26 protein-coding genes and 1 pseudogene are annotated in these 18,347 nt (G+C 70.8%); 4 read left to right on the top strand and 23 right to left on the bottom strand.

Going from position 1 to position 18,347, the window contains the following annotated elements; all coding sequences use genetic code 11:
• Positions 1–119: 119 nt before the first annotated feature.
• Positions 120–374: a hypothetical protein gene (locus tag ACFC0G_RS38945; RefSeq protein ID WP_375989014.1), complete on the bottom strand. Its 255-nt coding sequence runs from the start codon at positions 372–374 to the stop codon at positions 120–122.
• 248 nt (positions 375–622) lie between these two features.
• Complete coding sequence (locus tag ACFC0G_RS38940; protein ID WP_375989011.1) at positions 623–1,006, bottom strand: holin; 384 nt, start codon at positions 1,004–1,006, stop codon at positions 623–625.
• Between the two features lie 48 nt (positions 1,007–1,054).
• Here ACFC0G_RS38940 and ACFC0G_RS38935 point away from each other — a divergent pair, with 48 nt between their 5' ends.
• Entirely contained in the window at positions 1,055–1,282 is a 228-nt protein-coding gene (locus ACFC0G_RS38935) for a hypothetical protein (RefSeq protein WP_375989008.1), read from the top strand.
• 125 nt (positions 1,283–1,407) lie between these two features.
• On the opposite strand, the gene ACFC0G_RS38930 is transcribed toward ACFC0G_RS38935, so the two are convergent.
• From ACFC0G_RS38930 to ACFC0G_RS38830, 21 genes are all read right to left on the bottom strand, one after another.
• Positions 1,408–1,608, bottom strand: a complete 201-nt coding sequence (locus ACFC0G_RS38930) for a hypothetical protein (RefSeq protein WP_375847215.1) — start codon at positions 1,606–1,608, stop codon at positions 1,408–1,410.
• A 124-nt stretch (positions 1,609–1,732) separates the two neighbouring features.
• A complete protein-coding gene (gene traB / locus ACFC0G_RS38925) occupies positions 1,733–3,724 on the bottom strand; it encodes a plasmid transfer protein TraB (RefSeq protein ID WP_375847214.1) in 1,992 nt (663 codons plus the stop codon).
• Positions 3,725–3,736: 12 nt separating this feature from the next.
• Positions 3,737–4,252 (bottom strand): plasmid transfer protein TraA, encoded by a 516-nt coding sequence (gene traA / locus ACFC0G_RS38920; protein ID WP_375847213.1) that lies wholly within the window; start codon positions 4,250–4,252, stop codon positions 3,737–3,739.
• 29 nt (positions 4,253–4,281) lie between these two features.
• A complete protein-coding gene (locus ACFC0G_RS38915) occupies positions 4,282–4,620 on the bottom strand; it encodes a hypothetical protein (protein WP_375847212.1) in 339 nt (112 codons plus the stop codon).
• On the bottom strand, positions 4,617–4,793 hold the full coding sequence (locus ACFC0G_RS38910) for a hypothetical protein (protein ID WP_375847211.1): 177 nt from the start codon (positions 4,791–4,793) through the stop codon (positions 4,617–4,619). The genes ACFC0G_RS38915 and ACFC0G_RS38910 overlap by 4 nt, the downstream gene beginning before the upstream one ends.
• Complete coding sequence (locus ACFC0G_RS38905) at positions 4,793–5,911, bottom strand: conjugal transfer protein (RefSeq protein WP_375847210.1); 1,119 nt, start codon at positions 5,909–5,911, stop codon at positions 4,793–4,795. The genes ACFC0G_RS38910 and ACFC0G_RS38905 overlap by 1 nt, the downstream gene beginning before the upstream one ends.
• Positions 5,908–6,162: a hypothetical protein gene (locus ACFC0G_RS38900; protein WP_375847209.1), complete on the bottom strand. Its 255-nt coding sequence runs from the start codon at positions 6,160–6,162 to the stop codon at positions 5,908–5,910. The genes ACFC0G_RS38905 and ACFC0G_RS38900 overlap by 4 nt, the downstream gene beginning before the upstream one ends.
• A complete protein-coding gene (locus ACFC0G_RS38895) occupies positions 6,159–6,542 on the bottom strand; it encodes a hypothetical protein (protein ID WP_375847208.1) in 384 nt (127 codons plus the stop codon). The genes ACFC0G_RS38900 and ACFC0G_RS38895 overlap by 4 nt, the downstream gene beginning before the upstream one ends.
• Positions 6,543–6,698: 156 nt before the next feature.
• A complete protein-coding gene (locus ACFC0G_RS38890) occupies positions 6,699–7,319 on the bottom strand; it encodes a hypothetical protein (RefSeq protein WP_375989001.1) in 621 nt (206 codons plus the stop codon).
• Positions 7,316–7,591 (bottom strand): hypothetical protein, encoded by a 276-nt coding sequence (locus tag ACFC0G_RS38885; RefSeq protein WP_375988998.1) that lies wholly within the window; start codon positions 7,589–7,591, stop codon positions 7,316–7,318. The genes ACFC0G_RS38890 and ACFC0G_RS38885 overlap by 4 nt, the downstream gene beginning before the upstream one ends.
• Positions 7,588–7,941 (bottom strand): hypothetical protein, encoded by a 354-nt coding sequence (locus ACFC0G_RS38880; protein ID WP_375988995.1) that lies wholly within the window; start codon positions 7,939–7,941, stop codon positions 7,588–7,590. Before ACFC0G_RS38880 ends, ACFC0G_RS38885 begins: the two co-directional genes overlap by 4 nt.
• On the bottom strand, positions 7,938–8,144 hold the full coding sequence (locus ACFC0G_RS38875; protein WP_375988992.1) for a hypothetical protein: 207 nt from the start codon (positions 8,142–8,144) through the stop codon (positions 7,938–7,940). The genes ACFC0G_RS38880 and ACFC0G_RS38875 overlap by 4 nt, the downstream gene beginning before the upstream one ends.
• The gene (locus ACFC0G_RS38870; RefSeq protein WP_375869839.1) at positions 8,141–8,710 is read right to left on the bottom strand and encodes a hypothetical protein; all 570 of its coding nucleotides are present in this window, start codon (positions 8,708–8,710) and stop codon (positions 8,141–8,143) included. Before ACFC0G_RS38870 ends, ACFC0G_RS38875 begins: the two co-directional genes overlap by 4 nt.
• A gap of 73 nt (positions 8,711–8,783) precedes the next feature.
• Positions 8,784–9,335 (bottom strand): hypothetical protein, encoded by a 552-nt coding sequence (locus ACFC0G_RS38865; protein WP_375847205.1) that lies wholly within the window; start codon positions 9,333–9,335, stop codon positions 8,784–8,786.
• Positions 9,332–9,760, bottom strand: a complete 429-nt coding sequence (locus ACFC0G_RS38860; RefSeq protein WP_375847204.1) for a DUF4326 domain-containing protein — start codon at positions 9,758–9,760, stop codon at positions 9,332–9,334. Before ACFC0G_RS38860 ends, ACFC0G_RS38865 begins: the two co-directional genes overlap by 4 nt.
• Before the next feature lie 58 nt (positions 9,761–9,818).
• Positions 9,819–11,459, bottom strand: coding sequence for a DEAD/DEAH box helicase (locus ACFC0G_RS38855; RefSeq protein ID WP_375847203.1), 1,641 nt, complete (start codon positions 11,457–11,459; stop codon positions 9,819–9,821).
• Positions 11,460–11,818: 359 nt separating this feature from the next.
• The gene (locus tag ACFC0G_RS38850) at positions 11,819–14,470 is read right to left on the bottom strand and encodes a bifunctional DNA primase/polymerase (protein ID WP_375847202.1); all 2,652 of its coding nucleotides are present in this window, start codon (positions 14,468–14,470) and stop codon (positions 11,819–11,821) included.
• The gene (locus ACFC0G_RS38845) at positions 14,467–14,745 is read right to left on the bottom strand and encodes a hypothetical protein (RefSeq protein ID WP_375847201.1); all 279 of its coding nucleotides are present in this window, start codon (positions 14,743–14,745) and stop codon (positions 14,467–14,469) included. Before ACFC0G_RS38845 ends, ACFC0G_RS38850 begins: the two co-directional genes overlap by 4 nt.
• Positions 14,742–15,155, bottom strand: a complete 414-nt coding sequence (locus tag ACFC0G_RS38840; protein WP_375847200.1) for a hypothetical protein — start codon at positions 15,153–15,155, stop codon at positions 14,742–14,744. The genes ACFC0G_RS38845 and ACFC0G_RS38840 overlap by 4 nt, the downstream gene beginning before the upstream one ends.
• 16 nt (positions 15,156–15,171) lie before the next feature.
• A complete protein-coding gene (locus tag ACFC0G_RS38835; protein ID WP_375847199.1) occupies positions 15,172–15,492 on the bottom strand; it encodes a hypothetical protein in 321 nt (106 codons plus the stop codon).
• A complete protein-coding gene (locus ACFC0G_RS38830) occupies positions 15,489–15,788 on the bottom strand; it encodes a helix-turn-helix domain-containing protein (protein ID WP_375847198.1) in 300 nt (99 codons plus the stop codon). Before ACFC0G_RS38830 ends, ACFC0G_RS38835 begins: the two co-directional genes overlap by 4 nt.
• Positions 15,789–16,068: 280 nt before the next feature.
• Between ACFC0G_RS38830 and ACFC0G_RS38825 the strand changes: the two genes are divergently transcribed.
• The 3 genes and pseudogenes from ACFC0G_RS38825 to ACFC0G_RS38815 form a co-directional block, all read left to right on the top strand.
• Positions 16,069–16,494 carry a helix-turn-helix domain-containing protein gene (locus ACFC0G_RS38825; protein ID WP_375988985.1) on the top strand — a complete coding sequence of 142 codons (426 nt, stop codon included), beginning with the start codon at positions 16,069–16,071 and terminating at the stop codon, positions 16,492–16,494.
• A 160-nt stretch (positions 16,495–16,654) separates the two neighbouring features.
• The gene (locus ACFC0G_RS38820) at positions 16,655–16,876 is read left to right on the top strand and encodes a hypothetical protein (protein ID WP_375847196.1); all 222 of its coding nucleotides are present in this window, start codon (positions 16,655–16,657) and stop codon (positions 16,874–16,876) included.
• 12 nt (positions 16,877–16,888) lie between these two features.
• Positions 16,889–17,404: pseudogene (locus tag ACFC0G_RS38815) on the top strand (site-specific integrase); the annotation flags it as partial.
• Between the last annotated feature and the right edge of the window lie 943 nt (positions 17,405–18,347).

Genomic DNA, 18,347 nt, shown 5'->3' with positions numbered 1-18,347 from the left:
TCACGTTCACCATGATCGTTTGAGGGTCGGAGACCCGTACACAGCGCGAGTTACCTCCCCGGCGGTCCTGAGATGATCTTGTTTGGGGGTAACCCCCCGGGGTCGTCAGGGGGTCGGGGTCACTTTGCGTGACAGTCGCCGCCTGCCGGAATGTCCAGATTGACCAGGAGCGGGGTCACCCGTTCGTCCTTCCAGGCCTCGTTGGGGTGGCGCGGGTCGACCAGCCGCCGGCCATCCTCGTTGACCCGGTGGGTCAGGTAGCGGATGAGCTGCTTGTCGCCGGCCCGCTCGATGCTGAGCCAGTCCAGGGCGACCGCCTTGGGGTCGATGCCGTTGCCCTGGAGCCACTGGGCGAGCGCCTCGCGGTGCTCCATGACCTCATCGTGGCGGAGCAGCCTGACCACAACAGCATCAGGCTCAGGAGCAGGAGACGAAGCAGGAGCAGGAGCAGCAGACGTGACCGCAGGCTGATGCTCGAATCGCGAAGGCAGTTGGCCGGGGCTGGAGGCGCGGCGTAGCCGGGCCGTGGCTGTGGCCGTAGCGTCGGCGCTGCTCTGGCCGAGGTCGCCGAGGTGTAGGTGGCCGTCGGGCTGGGCGTCCTGGCCAGTGCGCTCGGTGCCGCTCATGCGTGCCATCCTCCGGGTTGCTCGGCTGCGGTGTGGCTGCTGTGGCAAGGGCCGCAGAGTCCGCGGCCGTGCTTCGGGTCGTTGGGGTCCAGGCCGGCGGCGACGAGGGCGCGCCGGTCGGTGGGGTGGTGGTCGGCATGCCGGGACGGTTGCCCGCACGACTGTCCGTGTCCGTGTGCGGTGTCGGTGCACACGCACAGCGGGTCGCGTTCGAGGACGGGGCGGCGGAAGCGGCGTTCGTGGTCGCGGTCGTAGCCGCGCTGCCGGGCGCTGCCGCGCCGCTGTTCTGCCTGCCGGCGGTGGTCGTCGCACTTGCCGTGCTGGGTGTACTCGGGGCAGCCGGGCGCCGAGCAGACCCGCCAGCGCAGGGACTTGGGCATCGGTCGCTCCTGTCCTACGGTGACGGCCTACGACTGGAGGGGGTTGCCGTGGCTGGTGGACGTTCGGACTGGGCGCTTGGGGTGTTCGCGGTCGGGCTGCTGCTCGTGTTCGCGGCCGTCATCAAGGGCTGGTGGCTGTTGCTGCTGCCTGCGGCGTGCCTGATTGTGGGCGCGGTCGCGGGGACGACCAGGGCGCGGCGGTCGGGCCAGGCGCCGGATGTGACGGTGCGGCCGGGCGGTAGTGGCCGGCCGTGGCGCCGTGGGGATCGAGACTGAGGCACGGCCCGGACACGACGAAGCCCCGACCGGATGCCTGTGCGGTCGGGGCTTCGTCGTGCGTCTGTGGTGCCGGTTGAGGGCACAGTTGTTCACCGAGATCGTTACACGCGGCTGACCTGCGGTCAAGCGGCGGCCTTGCTGGCCCGCTTGGCGGCCAGGGCGGTGACCTCGTCCACGGCGAACCAGCGCTGTCGGGGGCTGCCGCCGACGTGGTGCAGCTGGCCGCGGTGCACGAGCAGCCGCACGCCGCCCAGACCGATGCCGAGCACGCGCGCGGTCTGGTGGGCGGTGAGGTAGCCAGGGCGGATGATCTGCGACTCCATGCCTCCATGATGCGGCAGCAGAACGGCCCCTGACTGGTGATGTCAGGGGCCGGTGTCAGGGGGCCGTCTGACACCCATTTCCCTAGGTGGGCGCGGTGTCAGGCGGCCGTGACGGTGTCAGGTGTCACGCGGGTGTCAGGGCGGGCACGATGCGCCAGCGGCCGGTCTGGCTGGTGGCCTCCAGGCGCCCGTCCAGGGCGGCCTCCTTGAGCCGCGCGGACACCCAAGGGCGGGAGAGGTCGTTGGCCTCGCACCAGTCCATGAAGTCCTTGGGGCCTACGACCATCTGTCCCTTCTGCTCGAACTCCGCCAGGGCCTGAGCGAACAGGCGCCGACCTTCCGCAGGGCCGGGCTTACGGCCGGCCCCCTGCCCGAACAGAGGGATGTCGTCGCCATCCTGCGCTTCGGGCAACTCGGCCTCGGGGTCGATGTCCATGTCTTCCGGGTCCACCAGGGGGCCGGTCATGGGCTCCCCTTCCTCGGCGGCCGGGGCCGCCTGCTCGTCGTTGGCTGTAGCCGCACGGTCGGTGTACAGCTTGCCAGCGACACCGGCGGCCGCGGTTGCGGTCACAGGGTCGATGCCCATGCGGATCGGCTCGAACGCGCGGGCCACCCACTCCAGGGACACCGGGTCGTTGCGAAACGTCCGGGACGGGGTCGACCACAGGTCGGCCTCGACGCCCGCGGAGCAGAGGTAGCAGTAGCCGGGCCGCTTGTTGCCCCAGGCTCCAGGGTTGGCGCCGGCGTCGAGGACCTCGGAGGGCAGGGCGAATCCGGCGTCCCGCTCGTCCACGCCGAAGCAGAGGGCGGCGGGCAGGCTCGCCCGGGTGTCGGTGCTGATCTGGTAGCCGGAGGCGCGCTGCATGGAGATGACCAGGCTGGCGCCAGCGCTCCGGGCTTCCTGCGCGATGCCGGTGAACACGTCGTCGTCGGTCGCGCGCAGGGTGTTCGCGGCTTCCTCGAACCAGGCGAGCAGGTAGGGCATACCGGGGCACTGGCAGGCCGCGCCCTTGCGGCAGGAGTGCGCCGGGTCGGTCTGGACCTCGGCGGCCGCAGGCTCCCATGACCGGTACGCGTGGTCACCCAGCCACTTCTGACGTGCGGGAATGGCGGCCTTGAGGGCCTCGATCATGATTTCTGCGCCGTCGCCGGTGTCCACTACCCAGTCGCAGGCCGGGAAGGCTTCGCCGAGGTCCTGGCCGCGCTTGGGGTCGGACAGCCAGACGGCGACGTCGCGGCGGGTCAGGGCCTCGCACAGCACGTCCATGGCGCCCTCGGTCTTCCCTGCACCGGTCACGCCCATGATGAGCAGGTGGATGGCCTGGGGCAGGGTGAGGACGAGGGGGCGGCCGTCGTCGTAGACGCCGATGACCAGCGGCTCAGCGATCGATCCGCCGGGGGAGGACGGGCCGGGCCACCAGATGACCTCCTTCAGCATGTCCATGGGCACCACGGTGAACGTGCCACGCCGGGCCGAGTCGGGGTCAGGCCGGTTGCGCACGGCGCTGGTCGGGACGTCGAGGGCAGAGGCGATGCGCGGCAGGGCCTTGGAGACGTCCTCGTGGGTGCCCTCTCCTGCCGGCAGCGCGTAGGGCACGGTGACCTTGTTGGGCTCGACCTTGACGTTTCCGATCTGCGTGCGAGCCAAGCCCACCTTCTCCAGCAGGCCCTTGTCGCTGCTCTCCCCGACAGCATCCGGGTTGCGACGCATGATCATGCGAACGTTCCAGGTCAGCGCCATGACGGGGCCGCCCATCAGGTACAGGTCATCGATCGGCCCTGCGGTCGGCCCAGAGATGCAGGCCGCGGTGACCCAGGCGGTTCCTGCGGCCACGGTGATGGCCGAGTGGAGGCGCCGCTGCGCGCTGGTCGACCTACCCGCCCACCAGGTGGCGCCGGTCAGCGCCACCGAGGCGAGGGTGAGGCCAGCACCGGCCCATGCGCTGTCGCCCCATCGCCAGTGCCCGAGGGCGCCGGCCACGCCCACGCCCGCAACGCCCAGCCAGGGCGGCAGGTGCGGCTTGGCCCGGTGCAGCAGGTACTTGCCCACGCCCCCGGCGTCGGAGGCGCCTCGCAGCTGCGCCTCATGCTGCTGGTCGGTGTTCTTCTCGGCCATCGCCGTGCCTCCTTACTGCTGGGACCAGTTGATGACGGGCTGCTGCGGGCGCCGGGCGCGGTGCCGGACGCGGTTGATCTCCTCCTCGTACTCCTGCTGGAACGTGGAGTACGCGGCGGCGGCGTTCTTCGCCGCATCCCGGAGGGCGTCGGCGGCCTTGTTGAGCTTGCGGGCGACCTTCTGGGCGCGGATGCGGGAGCCGAACGCGCGGCCCTGCGGGTCGGGAACGGCGGCCAGTACGCCCTTGAGGATCTCGGCGCCCATGGCGACCTCGATGGACAGGGTCACGGCGGCAGCCCGAAGGCTGTTGCAGTAGTTCCTGACCTCGGCCGGAGAGGTGAACTCCGGGGCGGGCAGCAGGTTCTGCGCGCTGGGCTGCCCGCCGCCCTGCCGGGCCGGAGCGCCGTTGGTGGTGCTCTTGCTGGCGTTGACGTTGACGGTAAAGCCGGGGGCGAAGGTACCGAAGTTCTTGGTGCCCTTGGCCTGCGATCCGTTGGCGCCGCTGGGCGCGGCCTTGGTGTTCGCCATTGGGGTGTCCTCCAGGACGTGGCGGCCGGTCAGCGGCCGGCGAGGTAGTCGCGCCACAGGGCGCGCAGGATGAGGAAGCAGCCGGTGGCGCAGGCCGCGGCGATGGCGATGGCGATGAACGCCATGGCGAACGCGAGGGCCAGGACGCAGGCGACGCAGGCGCCAGCACAGGCGAGGCCGCCGATGGTCCACCACTTGCGGGCATCGAATGGCGTGGGCTGCTGGTGGTCGTGCTGGCAGGTGTGGGGCTGTATGGCCTGGCTGATGGCCTGTGCGGTGAGCACGGCCTTGACCAGCTCCAGCTGCTGGGAGTCGATAGAGGCCTCGTTCGCGGCGGCGAGGGCCTTGTGCAGGGCGTCGTTGCTCATCGACGCCTCCCGCGGATCCGGGCGACGGCCCGGTGCCGCGGCCAGATGGCCGCCGCGACGCCGAGACCGAACGCCACCACAATCGGCTCCGTCACCAGGACCCCGACGAGACCGAGCAGGTTGGGGAAGGTGAGAACCAGGGCGAGCGCGAGGATGATCAGGGACCAGCGCATCACACGTATCCCCCGTTCCCCTCGTCGCGCTTCACCGGTGCCGGGGGCTTCTTCGCGGCCCGGGACAGGGCGGTGCGCACGTAGGGTTCGTCGACGACCAGGCGCCGGTGCCGGGCGATGTGCTCGACGATGTCCTTCGCCTTGGCGTCCGGTCCGAGGGCTGATGCGGCTTCCTCGACGGCGCCCTGGAGGTTCACGGGCGGCAGGGCGCTGACCTGCTGATGCGCGGGCGTATCGCTGCGCTGCACCTCGTACTCCGGGGGCCGCTGGCCGAGGACCAGGGCGACCGCGGCCGGGTCGATGGAGAACCCGTAGTAGGCAAGCACGGATGACAGCTCGGCGGGCGGCGCATCAGGTCGCGCATCAGCCGCGAGGCGGATCGCATCCACCGGGTCCATCCCAGCGAGGTGAGTACGGACCGCTTCGGTGGCCGACGGCAGGCCGGGCTTCGTGGGCGCTTGCTCGACGGCGGCCGGGGCGGCCGCGCTGAACATGCCGGCGAGCGCTTCATCGGCGCCTTCGGTGATGCGGCCGCGCTGCACCTCGACGAGAGCGGCGCCGAGGACCTGGTCGCCGACACCGACCTTCTCAGCGAGATCCCAGCTCTTACGCAGGGCCTTGGCGCGCTGCTTCTCGTCCGGGTGCCGGGCGGCAACCGCCTGGTGATAGGCGAGCTGCTGCACGGCATCCGCGTTCCGCCGCTGCGCCTCGGCGTCCACGCCGGTGGTGTAGACGACGACGCTCCGAGCGATGAACCCGAGGCCTTCGGCCGCGCCGGACATGGCGAGCGGGGTCACGGCATAGACGGCGGCATCGCGAGGACTGCTCGCGATGGTGACGCCGATGCAGGAAGCGGAGACGGGGGCGAGCCACATGCCGAGCCGGACGACCGCGGGGGACGACTGGCCGAGCATGGTCCGCCCAAGCATGATCAGCGCAAGGACGAGGGTGAGGCCCTCGCCAGCGGCGACGACGCCGGCCGCGGTGGCCTGCCGGTGGAACTCGGAGACGACGTTGGTGTAGGTGCCCGAGGCGCCGGCCGCGCCGACGGCGAGCATCAGCGCGGCAGCGGCCCCAAGGACGCCCATCTGCCAGCGGGTGAGGGAACGGGTGCTCACTGGCCACCGTCCTTGCGCTCGGCCGCCTTCTTCTCCTCGGCGTCGAGCCTGGCCCGCAGGAAGCTGACGTTCCAGGCAAGGTCCGCGGGGTCCTCGTCGAGGGCCTCGCGCACGGTGCGGGCCCAGCTGGCGCGCTCAAGGATCCGTCGGTCGTAGGCGGGGTCGTCGTGGGGGAGGGTGATCGCGTCGAGGACGGTAGTGAGGAGCGCGCGCAGGTCGCGGACCTCGGCGGAGGTGGGCTCGGTGCTCACTGGCGCTCACCCTGCTCGCTGTTGAGGAACGCGGCGATCTGGGGGAAATGCCGCTCGACGAAGTGGCGTGCCCGCTCCTCCTCGGTCTGCGGCTCGGCGCCGAGGGCGCGCAGCAGCAGGCGCAGGGATTCGCGGAGGGAGAGGACGCTGTCGCTGCCGAGCAGCTGCTGGGCGACGCCGATGGCGACGTCCAGGTCGCTGGGCACGTGCGGCTCGTCGTGGACGGGGCGCGCGGCGCCACCGGTGAGGGGCCAGGTGGGGTTCTGGCGCCGGAGGTGGGCCGTGCTGGCGTAGTCCGCGTCGGCGAGCTGGTGCAGCTTGGCGACGCGCTCCTGCGGGGAGCTTGCGCGCGCACTGGGGCGCGGGGAAAGATCGGTCATGCCGACTCCTGCTCGTATCAGGTAGTTCGGTGAAAGGCCGGGCGGTGCGCGCGCCGGGGACACCACTCCCCGAGCTGCTGCCCGGCCTTTCTTGCGTGCTCTAGCGTTCCATAGCCTGAACGCTTTGTACAGCCAATGGAACGCATCCGGTGCGCATCACGGCGAATCAGCAGGCTGGAAGGCCTGCAGCACCAGGTAGCGCTCAGGCCCGTAGGCGGTCCCGCACCAGCGGCATATCAGCGTCGTCTCGCCTGGCAGGCGGGAGATCACCGCCCCGCACACCGTGCCCTGGTCGTCCGTCACTGCCACACACGTGCCGATCCGCTGGGGCCTCGGCAGCGGGTCGCCGACGATGCTCCGGGCCTGGAGCTCCAGCTCCCTCACCTCGCGGGCGAGGTCGCCGGCCGCCGGGTACTGCGCCACGATCCAGTCGAGTTCCTGCGCCAGCCATCGGCAGTCCGCGGCGAGGCTTCCAGGCGGCGGTGCCCCCCGGTGGGGCCAGCGCACGCGCCGCACGTCCACCCGCCACAGGCGCATCGTCTCGGCCGCGCGGATCCAGGTGATCGTGTCGATCACGTCCTCATTGACCGGCGAGCGCGGGCCGGCCGCGCTCTTCGTGGCGACGATCTCGCCCCAGCCGGACCGGCGAGGCACCAGGCACTCGCCGACCTCGGCGTACAGGGCGGGTAGTTCTTGCAGCCCCGCGGCCAGCTGCTCCCGGTGCCGGGTGCACAGGTAGCCGCTGGCCGCGCGGTCGCACAGCTCGCAGGTGTTCACGGGGTGGTGCTCTCCTTGGGCTCTGCGAGGGCGTCGCGCACCCGCGCGGCGGGGACCTGCGCGTGCGTCCAGTCGTACGGGGCGACGGCCGCGCGGACGCGCTCGATGGTGGCCTGCGCCTGCTCCAGCTCCTCGGCGAGGCGGTCGCGGTCGACCTCGATCTCCTTCGCCTTGGCCTTCCAAATGTCGCCGCGGCGCCAGCCCTTGGAGGCGTTCGCGTACAACTCGTCCAGGGCGTCGTCGGTGGTGGTGCTGGCGGTGTGGCGCTTCATGCCGTCCTCCGCTGGTGCTCGTAGTTCTTGCAGGTGTGGTCATGGGCGGCGCCGGCGGATGTCCACCAGCGCTCGCAGCAGGCGGCAGCCAGGGCCGCGTCGACCACCTCGCCCGTGATGGGCCGGAGGCCGCAGGGGCGGGCGGCCCGCTCGGCGCGCACCGCGGCCGCGCGGCGCTCGTTGGCGGCGACGTACTCTCGGCCCGCGGCGACGGCCAGCAGCAGGGAGACACCGAACAGGCCGATGGCGTACCACCAGGCGTCTGCGCGGGCGCTGGTGACGGAGCAGTGGCCGGCGAGGGCGGCGGCGGCCAGGTACAGCCATCGCAGGGCGCGGTCGGGGAGGGTCACGGCTGGGCTCCGTTCTGCTGGGCCTCAGTGAGGTTGCTGTCGGGCATCTGTCCGCGGCGCGCTCTGGCGTCGGCTTCGGCCATCCGCTTCAGTGCCCGCTCGATGACCACCGCCCGCACCTGCCCCGCGTACACGGTGGCGAGGAGATGCTCCGACCGAGGGGTGAGGACCTCGCGGGCGGTGGGACGACGCTGCGGGCTCACCGGACAGCCCTCTCGGTCAGCCGCTTGAGCGCATCGTCGACGGTGAAGCCGTTCACGGTGACGAGGGGCGCCTGATCCCTGGCGAGCTTCAGCGCGGTGTCGAGGTCGAAGCGGTGAGCGTCCAGCCACTCGTCCTCGCGCTCGGAGGGGCGCATCTCGTACTCCCAAGTGCCGTCGGAGCCGAGGCACTGGGAGTGCCGCTTGACGGCCCACCGGCCATGGCCGCGGTATTCGACGGTGATCTCGAAGACGTGGGAGTCGATGCCGTCCTCGGGCAGGCAGTTCACGCTGTACTTGGAGGCCTGCACGATCGGCTCGCCGGGCTTCGGCAGCTCGGCTGGCGGCTGCTCGTCGGCCCACACGATCCGCGTCGCGCCGTTGTGCCCGTGGATGGCCACCGCGTCGCTCAGGCGGTCCCAGTGGACGGTTGACGGGCGGTCGCCTATCCAGCGCAGGGTTACGGTCCCATCGGGCCACAGGACGCCGTCGGCGATGTGGCCGGTGCCGGAGACGCCGCTCACGTCGTGGTCGCGTTGGAGACGAAAGAGACGGGGCTGGGTGGTCATGGTCTGTGTTCCTCCGTGGTGTGATGGGCGGGAGGCCGCCCCTGAATCCCGCAGGGGCGGCCGTTAGGCGTGGTCATCCGGAATGCGGCAGGGAGGCGCGCCAGGCCTCGACGACGGTCTTCGGGACGCGCCCGACCGGCGGGCAGTCGACACCGTTCGCTGCGGCCCAGGCGCGGACTTCGGCCGCGGGGTAGTCGACGGGCTTCCGCTTGGTCGGCTTCTTCTTCGGCGGCGCCAGCTCGGCCTCACGCGAACGGAGTTCGACGAGACGCTTCTCCAACTGCTCGGCCTCGGTCGTGATGGCGGTCAGCTCCTGGTCGGTGGCGTACCGCTTGCGGAGGCCTGCGAGGACAGCGCGGGCGCGGGCAGCCTGGTCCTGGACCTGGGGGTCGGGGTGTTCGTCGCCCCACTTGAGGAGCTGACCGACGGGGAGCGGCTGCGGTTCGCCGGCGGCGCGTGCCTTGAGGGGCAGGTCCGGGATGGAGGAGAGCTGCGGTACGGGCTGGGCCATGGGTGCGGGTCCCTTCTGGGCCTCGGGGAGGTGGAGGCGGTTCTGGCGGGCGGCTTCGGGGCCGCCCTGGGTGTCGATCTCGTCAAGCAGGCGGTGTAGGGCGGCGATGGTCACTTGTTAGCGAGCTCCAGCAGGACGTCGGCGTGACACGGTCGGCCGGGCGGGCACCAGCACATGAGGTCCCGGCCAGCCAGATCCCGCCGCATCACGTCGACCAGCTCCGGCCGCTCCGCGAGCCAGCGGCGGTACAGCTCGATCACCTGCTTCGGGGTGGCGTCCTGCACCAGGTGCCAGGTCACGGCGCCGTCGGGGTGGACGAAGGCGTGCCGCTGCCCCGACGCCTTGCCGAGGCGCCCTTCGTGCTCCCACTCGCTGCCGTCGAGCGCGGGCATACGAACCTGGGTGGAGTTGAGCGGGTAGGCGTTGCCCCAGCGGCTGCCGCGGCCGACGTAGACCGCGTCAGCGGGTGCGCGCCACCCCTTGGCGCGGCGGCGCTGGATCCGGCGGGGGGCGTCAAGGGTGATCTGCCGGTTCGTCATGCGTTCCTCCGTGGTGTGATGGGGGAGGTCCGGGCCTGATAGCGACAGGCCCGGACCGCTATGCGGCGGCGGGAAGGATGAGCTGGCCGAGGACGCGGCCGACGCGGTCCTGGTCGATGAGGTCGGCAACGTCGCCTGCGGTGCTGCCGCGCGGCACGTCGATGCCGATGCGCCGGCAGAGGCCCATCTGCTTCGAGGTCGGCTTCCCGGACCGCCACTGGGCCTGGCGTGCGACGAACGCGTGCGGGGCGAGGACCTTGGCCTGCTGCTCCAGCCAGGCCAGCGCCTCCGGCAGCGGGCGGGCCGTGTCGTCCTTGGGGGGCTGCACCCCGGTGCCTTCCGTCCAGCGGCGCATTCGGTACAGCCGGGTGCCGGGGTCGCGCTGGAGGAAGAGGAACATGGCGCCGGTCAGGCGGATGAACCACGTGCCCTCGGGGGTGCGCAGCCAGCGGATCGCGGACGAGCCGAACAGGTTGAACTCTTCGGCCTCGACCCGCGCGGTCAGGACCCTGCGCTTCTCGGCGGCCGCGGCCTCCTTGGCGACCTGGCGGAGCGTCTTGCCCTCCTCGGCCTGGCCGATCTCACGCTCGGTCAGGTCGACCATCGACGCGAGCTTGTGGCGGGTCGAGGCGCCCATGACGTCGAGCAGCAGGGCATCCCGTTTCCCGGGTGCCGGGCGCAGGGCGCGGCCGGCCATCTGGACGTAGAGACCCGGGCTCTTGGTGGGGCGGGCGATGACGGCGCAGGACGTGTGCGGGGCGTCGAAACCTTCCGTCAAGACCATGCAGTTGGTGAGCACCTGCACGTCCCCGGCGCTGTACCGGGCGAGCGTCGCGCGCCGGTCGTCCCGGCTCATGCCACCCCACACCGGGGCCGCCGTGATGCCGGCGGCCTCCAGCGCGGCAGCGGCGGCCTGGGCGGTCGCGACGGTCGGCGTGAAGACGACGCCCGGGCGGTCCCCGGCGTGGTCGACGTAGGCCTTGGCGATGGCGTCCAGCGCGCCCGAGTCCTCCAGCGCCTTACCCAGCTGCCCGTCGACCAGGTCGCCGCCACGGGTCCGGACCTTGTCCAGGTCCAGGCTGTCGACCGTGATGCGCTTGCCGCGGACGTCGCACAGGTATCCGTCGCCGATCATGTCGAGGATGTCGAGACGGAAGACGACGTCTTCCCAGACCTCGGCCAGGCCGCCGTCGGTGCGGGTCATCGTGGCGGTGAACCCGGCGACGGGAACCCCGCGCCAGGCGCCGAAGTGTTCGAGTACCTCCATGTAGGTGCGGGCCGCGGCGTGGTGGCACTCGTCCACGATGACCAGGCCGATGTCGCGGATGGCCTCGCGACGCTTGGCCACGGCCAGGGTCTGGACGCTCGCCACGATTACATCGGCGTCCGCGTGGTCGTCGCGCTGCGCCTTGACGATGCCGACCCGCAGCATCGGGTCGACGGCCAGCAGCTTGGCCGCGGCCTGCTCGATCAGCTCCTCGCGGTGCGCGATCACGAGGACGCGGCCGCCGTTGAGGGTGTCGAGCATCTGGTGTGCCAGGTGGGAGAAGACGACGGTCTTTCCGGCGCCGGTCGGGAGGACGACGGCGAGCCGGTTGGTGCCGGCGGCCCAGCCCTTGCGCAGGGCCTCGATGGCGTCGACCTGGTAGGGCCGGGGTGTGAAGGTCTGCGGTACGGCGGTAGCGGTGGCGGTGCTCACGGTTCACCTCGGTTCGGTTGCTGGGCTGTTGCGGGGAGTGCGGGGACTTGGCGGGAGTCCTGCGGGGACTCCCGCACGGTCCTGCGGTGGCGCTGATCAGCGGTTTTGCGGGGACGCGGGGACTTGCGGGGAGTTGGGAAATCCCTTGATGCCGGAGGCCCTCAGAACTGTCGTGCGACGACGTGCGGCACATGTGATGCGCGATGCATGCGAGACGCGCGCGCTATACAGGGGAGCGGGCCGAGTCCCCGCAAGTCCCCGCATCCCCGCATCCATGCAGGTCGCCCCGCATGCGGGGACCTGGCGAAGTCCCCGCACAGGTCCCCGCGAAGTCCCCGCACTCCCCGCAGGACGGCCGGTCACGACTCGTGCCCGCCGGTGCCGCGGTCGGCGTGGACCTCGACGCGCCACAGGTTCTGCTTCCTGTGGCTGTCGACGACCATCACGACCTTGTGGGTGCCGAAGTAGCGGCCAGCACGGGCCTTCAGCCAGATGCCCAACTGGTTCGCGCTCGGCGGCTCGTCGCCCTTGCGCGGCACGTGGGTGGGCAGTCCCTTGATGACAGCCCCCGTGGTCAGAGGCTCGCTGCCGTAGCTCTGCCGCCACATCTCCAGGAAGAGCGCCCACTCCTGCAGTTCGTCGTCCTGGTCGCGCGCCTCGTTGCGGTCGGCCATCCAGCCCTCGACGCCGAGGAAGTCGAGCAGGCCGGCCATGGTGCTGGCCCACTCGCTGTAGTCGCCTTTGCGGACGCGGACCTGGGGCGTCCCCGCGGCGACCCAGGCCCGGACGAGGGTGACGAGGGCGGCGACCAAGGTGGAAGCGTTGTGGCGCAGCCAGGGCCGGAGGTCGCCGACGGTGAAGTTGTCGCGCTGGTCAGGGTCGGGGCAGTCGGGGTCCAGGCGAACCCAGAGGACGCGACGGCCGTTGTCCCCGCCGGTGCGGAGGGCGTTGCCGGTGACGATCCAGAGGCGATCGTTCGGCATGGTCACCTTGGACGTGGCGCCCAGGACCCGGTCACCCCAGACCTCGGAGGTCAGCAGGGCGGACAGGACGGGCGACTTGATGATGCAGCCGTTCGGCAGGTTGTCGAGGACGACGACGGGCTGCCCGGTGCCGTACAGCTGCGTGGTGATGCTCTTCCGCAACTCGGTGTCGTTCTCGGGCCAGGCCGTGTCCGCGATGCCGTAGCAGTGCCGGAAGATGTCCTTCAGCAGGCTCTTGCCGGACCCGGCGGCCGTCGCGGTGAGCACGAACATCGGTGTCGGCCCGTGGAAGTAGGGCCGCAAGATCGGCGTCAGCAGCGCGCCCAGGTAGTGCGCGCGGTCGCTGGCCGCGACCCAGGGGAAGTCCTTCAGCACCTGGTCGAGGACGATGCTTTTGGCCCTGTCGAGGCTGTCCCGCGTCACCTGGGGGGCGAGGCGGCGCAGCGGCACCCGGGGCTCCAGGTACAGGCCGGTCGCCCGGTCGTAGCCGAGGGAGTCGAGCAGCGTGCCGTCGGGGCGGATGACCGGCGAGGTAACAACGCCCCGGAGGACGGGCAGGGGCCAGTCCTTCCGGCCGAGGATCGTGGAGCAGCTCTTGGGCATGAGCAGCTCGCGCTCTTCCTCCAGCTGCTCGGTGACCGGGTTTCGCTTCAGGGTGTAGCTGGTGAGGTGGTCGGCGAGGTAGGCGCGCAGGTTGTCGGTGCCCAGCTGCTGTACCACCGGGTCGTCGTTGTCGTCGCGGTACACCCAGCACGGCCCGCCGGACCGCTTGTACAGGTCGGGCAGACGGCCGTCGGCCATGAGTGCCAGGACGCCGTCAATGCCGTCGGCCTCGTTCGTGATGTCCAGCTCGGGACGGGACGACACAGAGCGCAGGTGGGGGCCGCCCTCGAATCCGCCCTCTTGGGGGTCGGGGGCGTGGTCGAGCGCCGAGGACCCGTCGGCGAAGTGCTGCGACTGCGCGGGCACGGAGGACAGGCGCCGGCGGGGCGGCTCGGTGCCGTACCCCTGGCGACGCAGCTCGGCGGCCGCGGCCTTGAAGTTGCCGCCGTGCTCCAGCAGCGTGTAGGCGCCGAACTTGCTGTAAGGCGTGTCGGCCTGGAACTCCGAGCCGGTGGCGAACACCCACAGGCGGTCTTTCTCCGGGTCGCGGCCAGTGGTGGCCTTGACGCTGCCGACGCCGTCGGCCCAGCCCCAGTAGGTGGTGTTGCCGCGCGTGATGATGGGCCGGAACGTGCCGCGCAGGATCTCGCCCCAGTCCGCGCGGGCCTCGTAGTCCTCGCCGGGCCGCAGGCCTCCGCCGGGCAGCGGCTCCGCCGCCTTGGGGGCCGTCTTCGGCGCCTCGGGCACGGGCATCTGGTCGACCATCCGGCAGATGTCCCGGATGGCGCCCATGGTGTCTGCGTCGAGGACGGGGATCGTGGCCGGCGAGCCTGCCACGCGGACGTAGGGACGGCCGGAGGCGTGGACGGCGGGGCCGGACGGCTCGACCAGGCCGTAACCGCCTTCACCGCGCGTCTCGATGAGGACGCGGACAATCTTCGTGTTGGGCTTCTCAGCGACCCGCTGACGCTCGTTGTCGTCCCACTCGTGTTCCTCGGCGAGTCGGGAGGCCAGCTTGCGGTTCGGCGGTACGGCGGCGCCGTCGAGGCGGACGCGGTAATGGCGGCCGCCGCTGGGCGACTCGGTCACCCAGCCGTTCAGGATCGCGGTCCAGGGCTCGCCGAGGCCGGAGGCCTCCATGATCTCGGTGACGTCGTTCAGCAGGCCCTCGCGGATGGCGAGGCCCTCGAACTCGATCAGCTCGACAGCACCGGATACGGCTCCGTAGACCACGGCGATGCCTCGCGGTCGGTCGCCGTCGAACCAGGCATCGTGTTCGGCGGGGGTGCTGCGGTTCACCTTGTACTGCATCCACGACACGGCCGGCCGCTTGCTGCCGTCCGCCTTGATGGGGAGGACGCACAGGCCAGCGTCGTGCAACTCGCGGGCGGCGGCCCGGAGATCGGCGGTCTGTGAGTCGGTCAAGGGGTGCCCCCGTGGTACGTGTTCAGGTGGTGTGTCTTGATGCCGGCGATGAAGTGCGCGACACCGAGGGCGCCGCGGCGGACCGGGAGGCCGTCGTTGCCCTCCAGGCGGTCGTTCGCGCAGACGGGGCCTTCCTTCGGCTGCGGGCAGCCGGGGCGGGTGCACTCGTAGCGGGCGCGGAAGTTGTCCATGTCCACGAACAGGGCGCCGTGGACGTGCTGGGGTGCGGCCGCACGGTCCGGGGTGTCCCGGGTGCGCGCGGCGGTGCTGCTCAACGCGCCGCCTGGGCGGCGGCGGCCTGGGACTCGGCGGTCAGGCGCTGCCCTTCGTAGAGCTCGGCGATGGCGGCGCGCAGCTGGGTGAGGGTGTCGGCGGGGTGCTGTCCCTGCGGAGCGATAGCCAGGCCGCCGGTAGCGGTCCAGATGACGATCGTCTCGGCCGGCTGCTCTTCCGCCGGCACGCGGGTCTCGTGCACGGTGATGCCGTGCTGCGCGGCGACCATCCGCAGGTCCTCGCGGCTGAAGACACGGTGGATCCAGGCGTAGACGGCCTCCGGGTCGCCGGTGCGTTCGACCAGTTCACCGATGGCGCCGAGGCACTCGGCCAGGGCGGGGTCGGTGGCGTCGGCGGCGGCCTGGGCGGCTGCGATGGCGCGCGCAGCCTTGAATGCGGGAAGCTGCTGCATGGGCTGCTCCGTTTCTCTACTTGCTGGTGAGGGCGGGCTGCTCGGACGGCGTCACCGGCTGGACCCCGGTGGCGCCGTCGCTGTGAGCGGCTGCTGCCGACTGGACCCCGGCAGTAGCGAGCAGGGAGAGGCCGAGGAAGCCGACCAGGTCGGCCTTCCGCACGCGCTTGGCGCGGCCGAACTCGAGCACCTCGATGGGGAATGCGCCCTGGCGGATCAGCTGGTAGCCGTTGCCTTCGCTGATGTTCAGGGCGGCGAACGCGGCCTTGACCGGGGGCATCGCGGGCAGGTCCAGGACCTGCTCCGGGGTCAGTGGCTCAACCTTCTTGACGCTCACACGGCCTCCTTCTGCGGCTGGGCCGGGATGAAGGTGCGGCCTGCGCGCTCCATCGGGATGAAGAGGACCAAGAGGTCGATGCCGATGGCGCGGGTTATCGCCTTGGCCTTGTCTTCGGGGACCAGGCGCTGGGTGCCGGACATGAGGGCGCCGATCGTGCCGTGCGCCACTCCGGCCAGGGCGGCGAGTTCGCGGCTGGTGACTGCCTCACCGGTGCCGGTGCGCTCCATGAACGTCTTGAGTCGGTCGCCACTGACGACCGCGTACATGGTGGGCGGGGTGGGGGTATCGCTCACGTTCACCTCACGGGACGGTCTGTTCATCGCACTGAACGGCGATGGACGTGAGCATTCCATGCGCTGAACGCTTTGTCTAGTCGATCGAACGTGCGCGGGCGCAGGTATGTAATTGGTCAATGACTCTCTGCGATCTGGCGTGATCGGCCGATGTGCTGAACAATCCGTCCAGTGCATGGAATGAACGGCCCAAGCGACCTGCCCGTACGTCTCTCTGGACAGTGCAGACCCTGAACGGCCCGTGAATACCTCTGACCGCAGGAGTGGCAGGATGAGCCCCATGGCCCCCAACGACACGTCTCCCGCTGGAACCACGCCAGCGCCTGAACGGCGGACACAGTTCGCCGACCTGATCCGGCGGCGGCGCGCGGAGCTGAATGAGGGGCTGTCCGCCTTCGCCGCCAAGGCGGTTGACGCGACCACGGGCACTCGGGTGACGCGCGGCTGGATCTACCGCCTGGAGACGGGCGAGACGATCACGCCCCCCCAGTATGAGGAGCTGCGCGCTCTCGCTGCGGCCTGCGAGCTGCCCGTGGAGACCCTCCAGGACGCGGCCGGCAGCCAGTTTTTCGGCGTCGACCCACTCATCGGCGGCTCATCAGAGGCCAAGGCCTACGTGCGCAAGCTGGACCAGCTGCCGACAGACCAGCGGGAGCGACTCCTGCGGCTCATCGACACCTTGGCTCCCCCGCATTCCCCCGAATGAGGAATGCATTCCGCATTGCATCACTCTGGGTGGCAGGCGTGAACCGACAGTAGACCTGTGGGACCTGTGATGCGATCATGCGGGTACCGCATCTACTGACCATAAGGTGCAGGTATGCGACCACATTCGAACGCATGAGCGATGGGTGGGGGAGGACTGCATGGCGTCAGCGCGTCCACGGGTCTGGTATGTCTTTTCGGACGACGTGCCCGACGGTGAACTGCTCGTACCGATCAGGACCGAACACGGATTGGCGGTCGCCGTGCGCCCCAATGCAGGCATGGACCAGTCGATGCTCGACCGGCTCAACGAGGTCGCGGACCATGTAGTGGGGGTGGGGCTGGTGCGTCTGGACGCCGGGCCGTCCGAGCCTCCCGAATGAAAGGAGTAGGCCATGCCGTCAGCGCGCCGCGCGGGGAGCGTCTACCGCCGATGTGAGTGCCGCGGGGGCGACGGCAAGCTGTTGGGTAACGCGTGCCCACAGCTGAAGAAGAGGGCCCACGGCTCTGTCGGTCTCCGTCAGGAGCTGCCGCCGGACGCCGAGGGCAAGAGACGCACATTTCGCAGGACCGGCTACGGCAGCGTGGCCGAGGCCCAAGGCGACCTGTCCCGCCTGCAAGCCATCCTCTCCCTACCGGGAGACGACGTGGAGGAACAGCGGCGCGTCGGCGACCTGCTCGCCGACATCGCAGCGCGCCGCGCTTCCATCCCAGAGATTTCTGAGGTGCAGCGGCGCCTCGGCGTGGGCGTACCGCTGGACGGTAAGGCCACCGTGGGGGAGTGGCTCGACCGGTGGATGGCCGGGAAGAAGACGCGCACCACGACGAACGCGGGCTACCGCTCCCACATCAAGGTCCACCTGAAGCCGCGGGTTGGGCACTACCGCCTCGACCGATTGAACGTCGGCCACGTCCAGGAGATGTTCGACGCCATCGCCGACGAGTCGGACACGGTCCGTGCTGAGAATGCGGCCCGCCGAGAGCAGGAGCAGCGGGCGAAGTGGTCCCGGCCCGGGCGGCCGCCGGCCAAGGAGCGCGACCGTCTGGCCGCTGAGCGCGCGAAGCTGGCCGAGATGAAGCCGTACCGGAAGACCAACGGCCCGGCCACAAGGCACGCCATCCGCCGCACCCTGCGCACGGCACTGAACGCGGCCATTGCCCAGCAGCTCATTACCTTCAACGCGGCCGCGCACGTCGAGTTGGGCTCCAGCGCACGACCCAAGGGGTTGCTGTGGACGGCCGAGCGCGTCGCTCGGTGGCGTGAGACCGCCGTGGTTCCCAGCCCTGTGATGGTGTGGAGTCCCGCGCAACTGGGCGCGTTCCTCGACGAAGCTGAGGACCATCGGCTGTACGCCTTCTATCACTTGATCGCTCACCATGGCCTACGCCGCGGTGAAGGTGTCGGCGCGGACTGGGCGAACGTGCACCTGGACGTCGAGCCGCCGCGCATTGACGTCCTGACTGAGATCGTGGTGGACGGCTGGACGCCGATCGAGACGGCCCCCAAAACTGACTCCTCCATGTCGGCGGTGATGCTCGACCGGGAGACCGTGGCAGTGCTGCAGGAGCACCGCGCCCGCCAGGCCGCCGAGCGCGCCGAGCACCTAAAGGCCGGGAAGAAGTGGACGGACACCGGCAAGGTCTTCACCACGGAGGGCGGCAGCTGGCTGCACCCCGACACCGTGTCCAAGGAGTTCAAGCGGATCGTGGAGACGGCCGGCCTGCCGCCGATCAACTTGCGCGACCTGCGGCACGGCGCGGCCGCGCCCTCGCGGTCGGTGAGGACCATGGCGCAGGCCCCGTCCGAGGACGGGCAGGTCTCGGAGTAGCGGATCGGGTCCCAGAGCATCGGGG

The sequence above is a fragment of the Streptomyces sp. NPDC056169 genome, from assembly GCF_042268445.1.
GTDB lineage: Bacteria > Actinomycetota > Actinomycetes > Streptomycetales > Streptomycetaceae > Streptomyces.
Note: the sequence above shows the minus strand (reverse complement) of the source record. Positions and strands in the feature narration are given on the sequence as shown.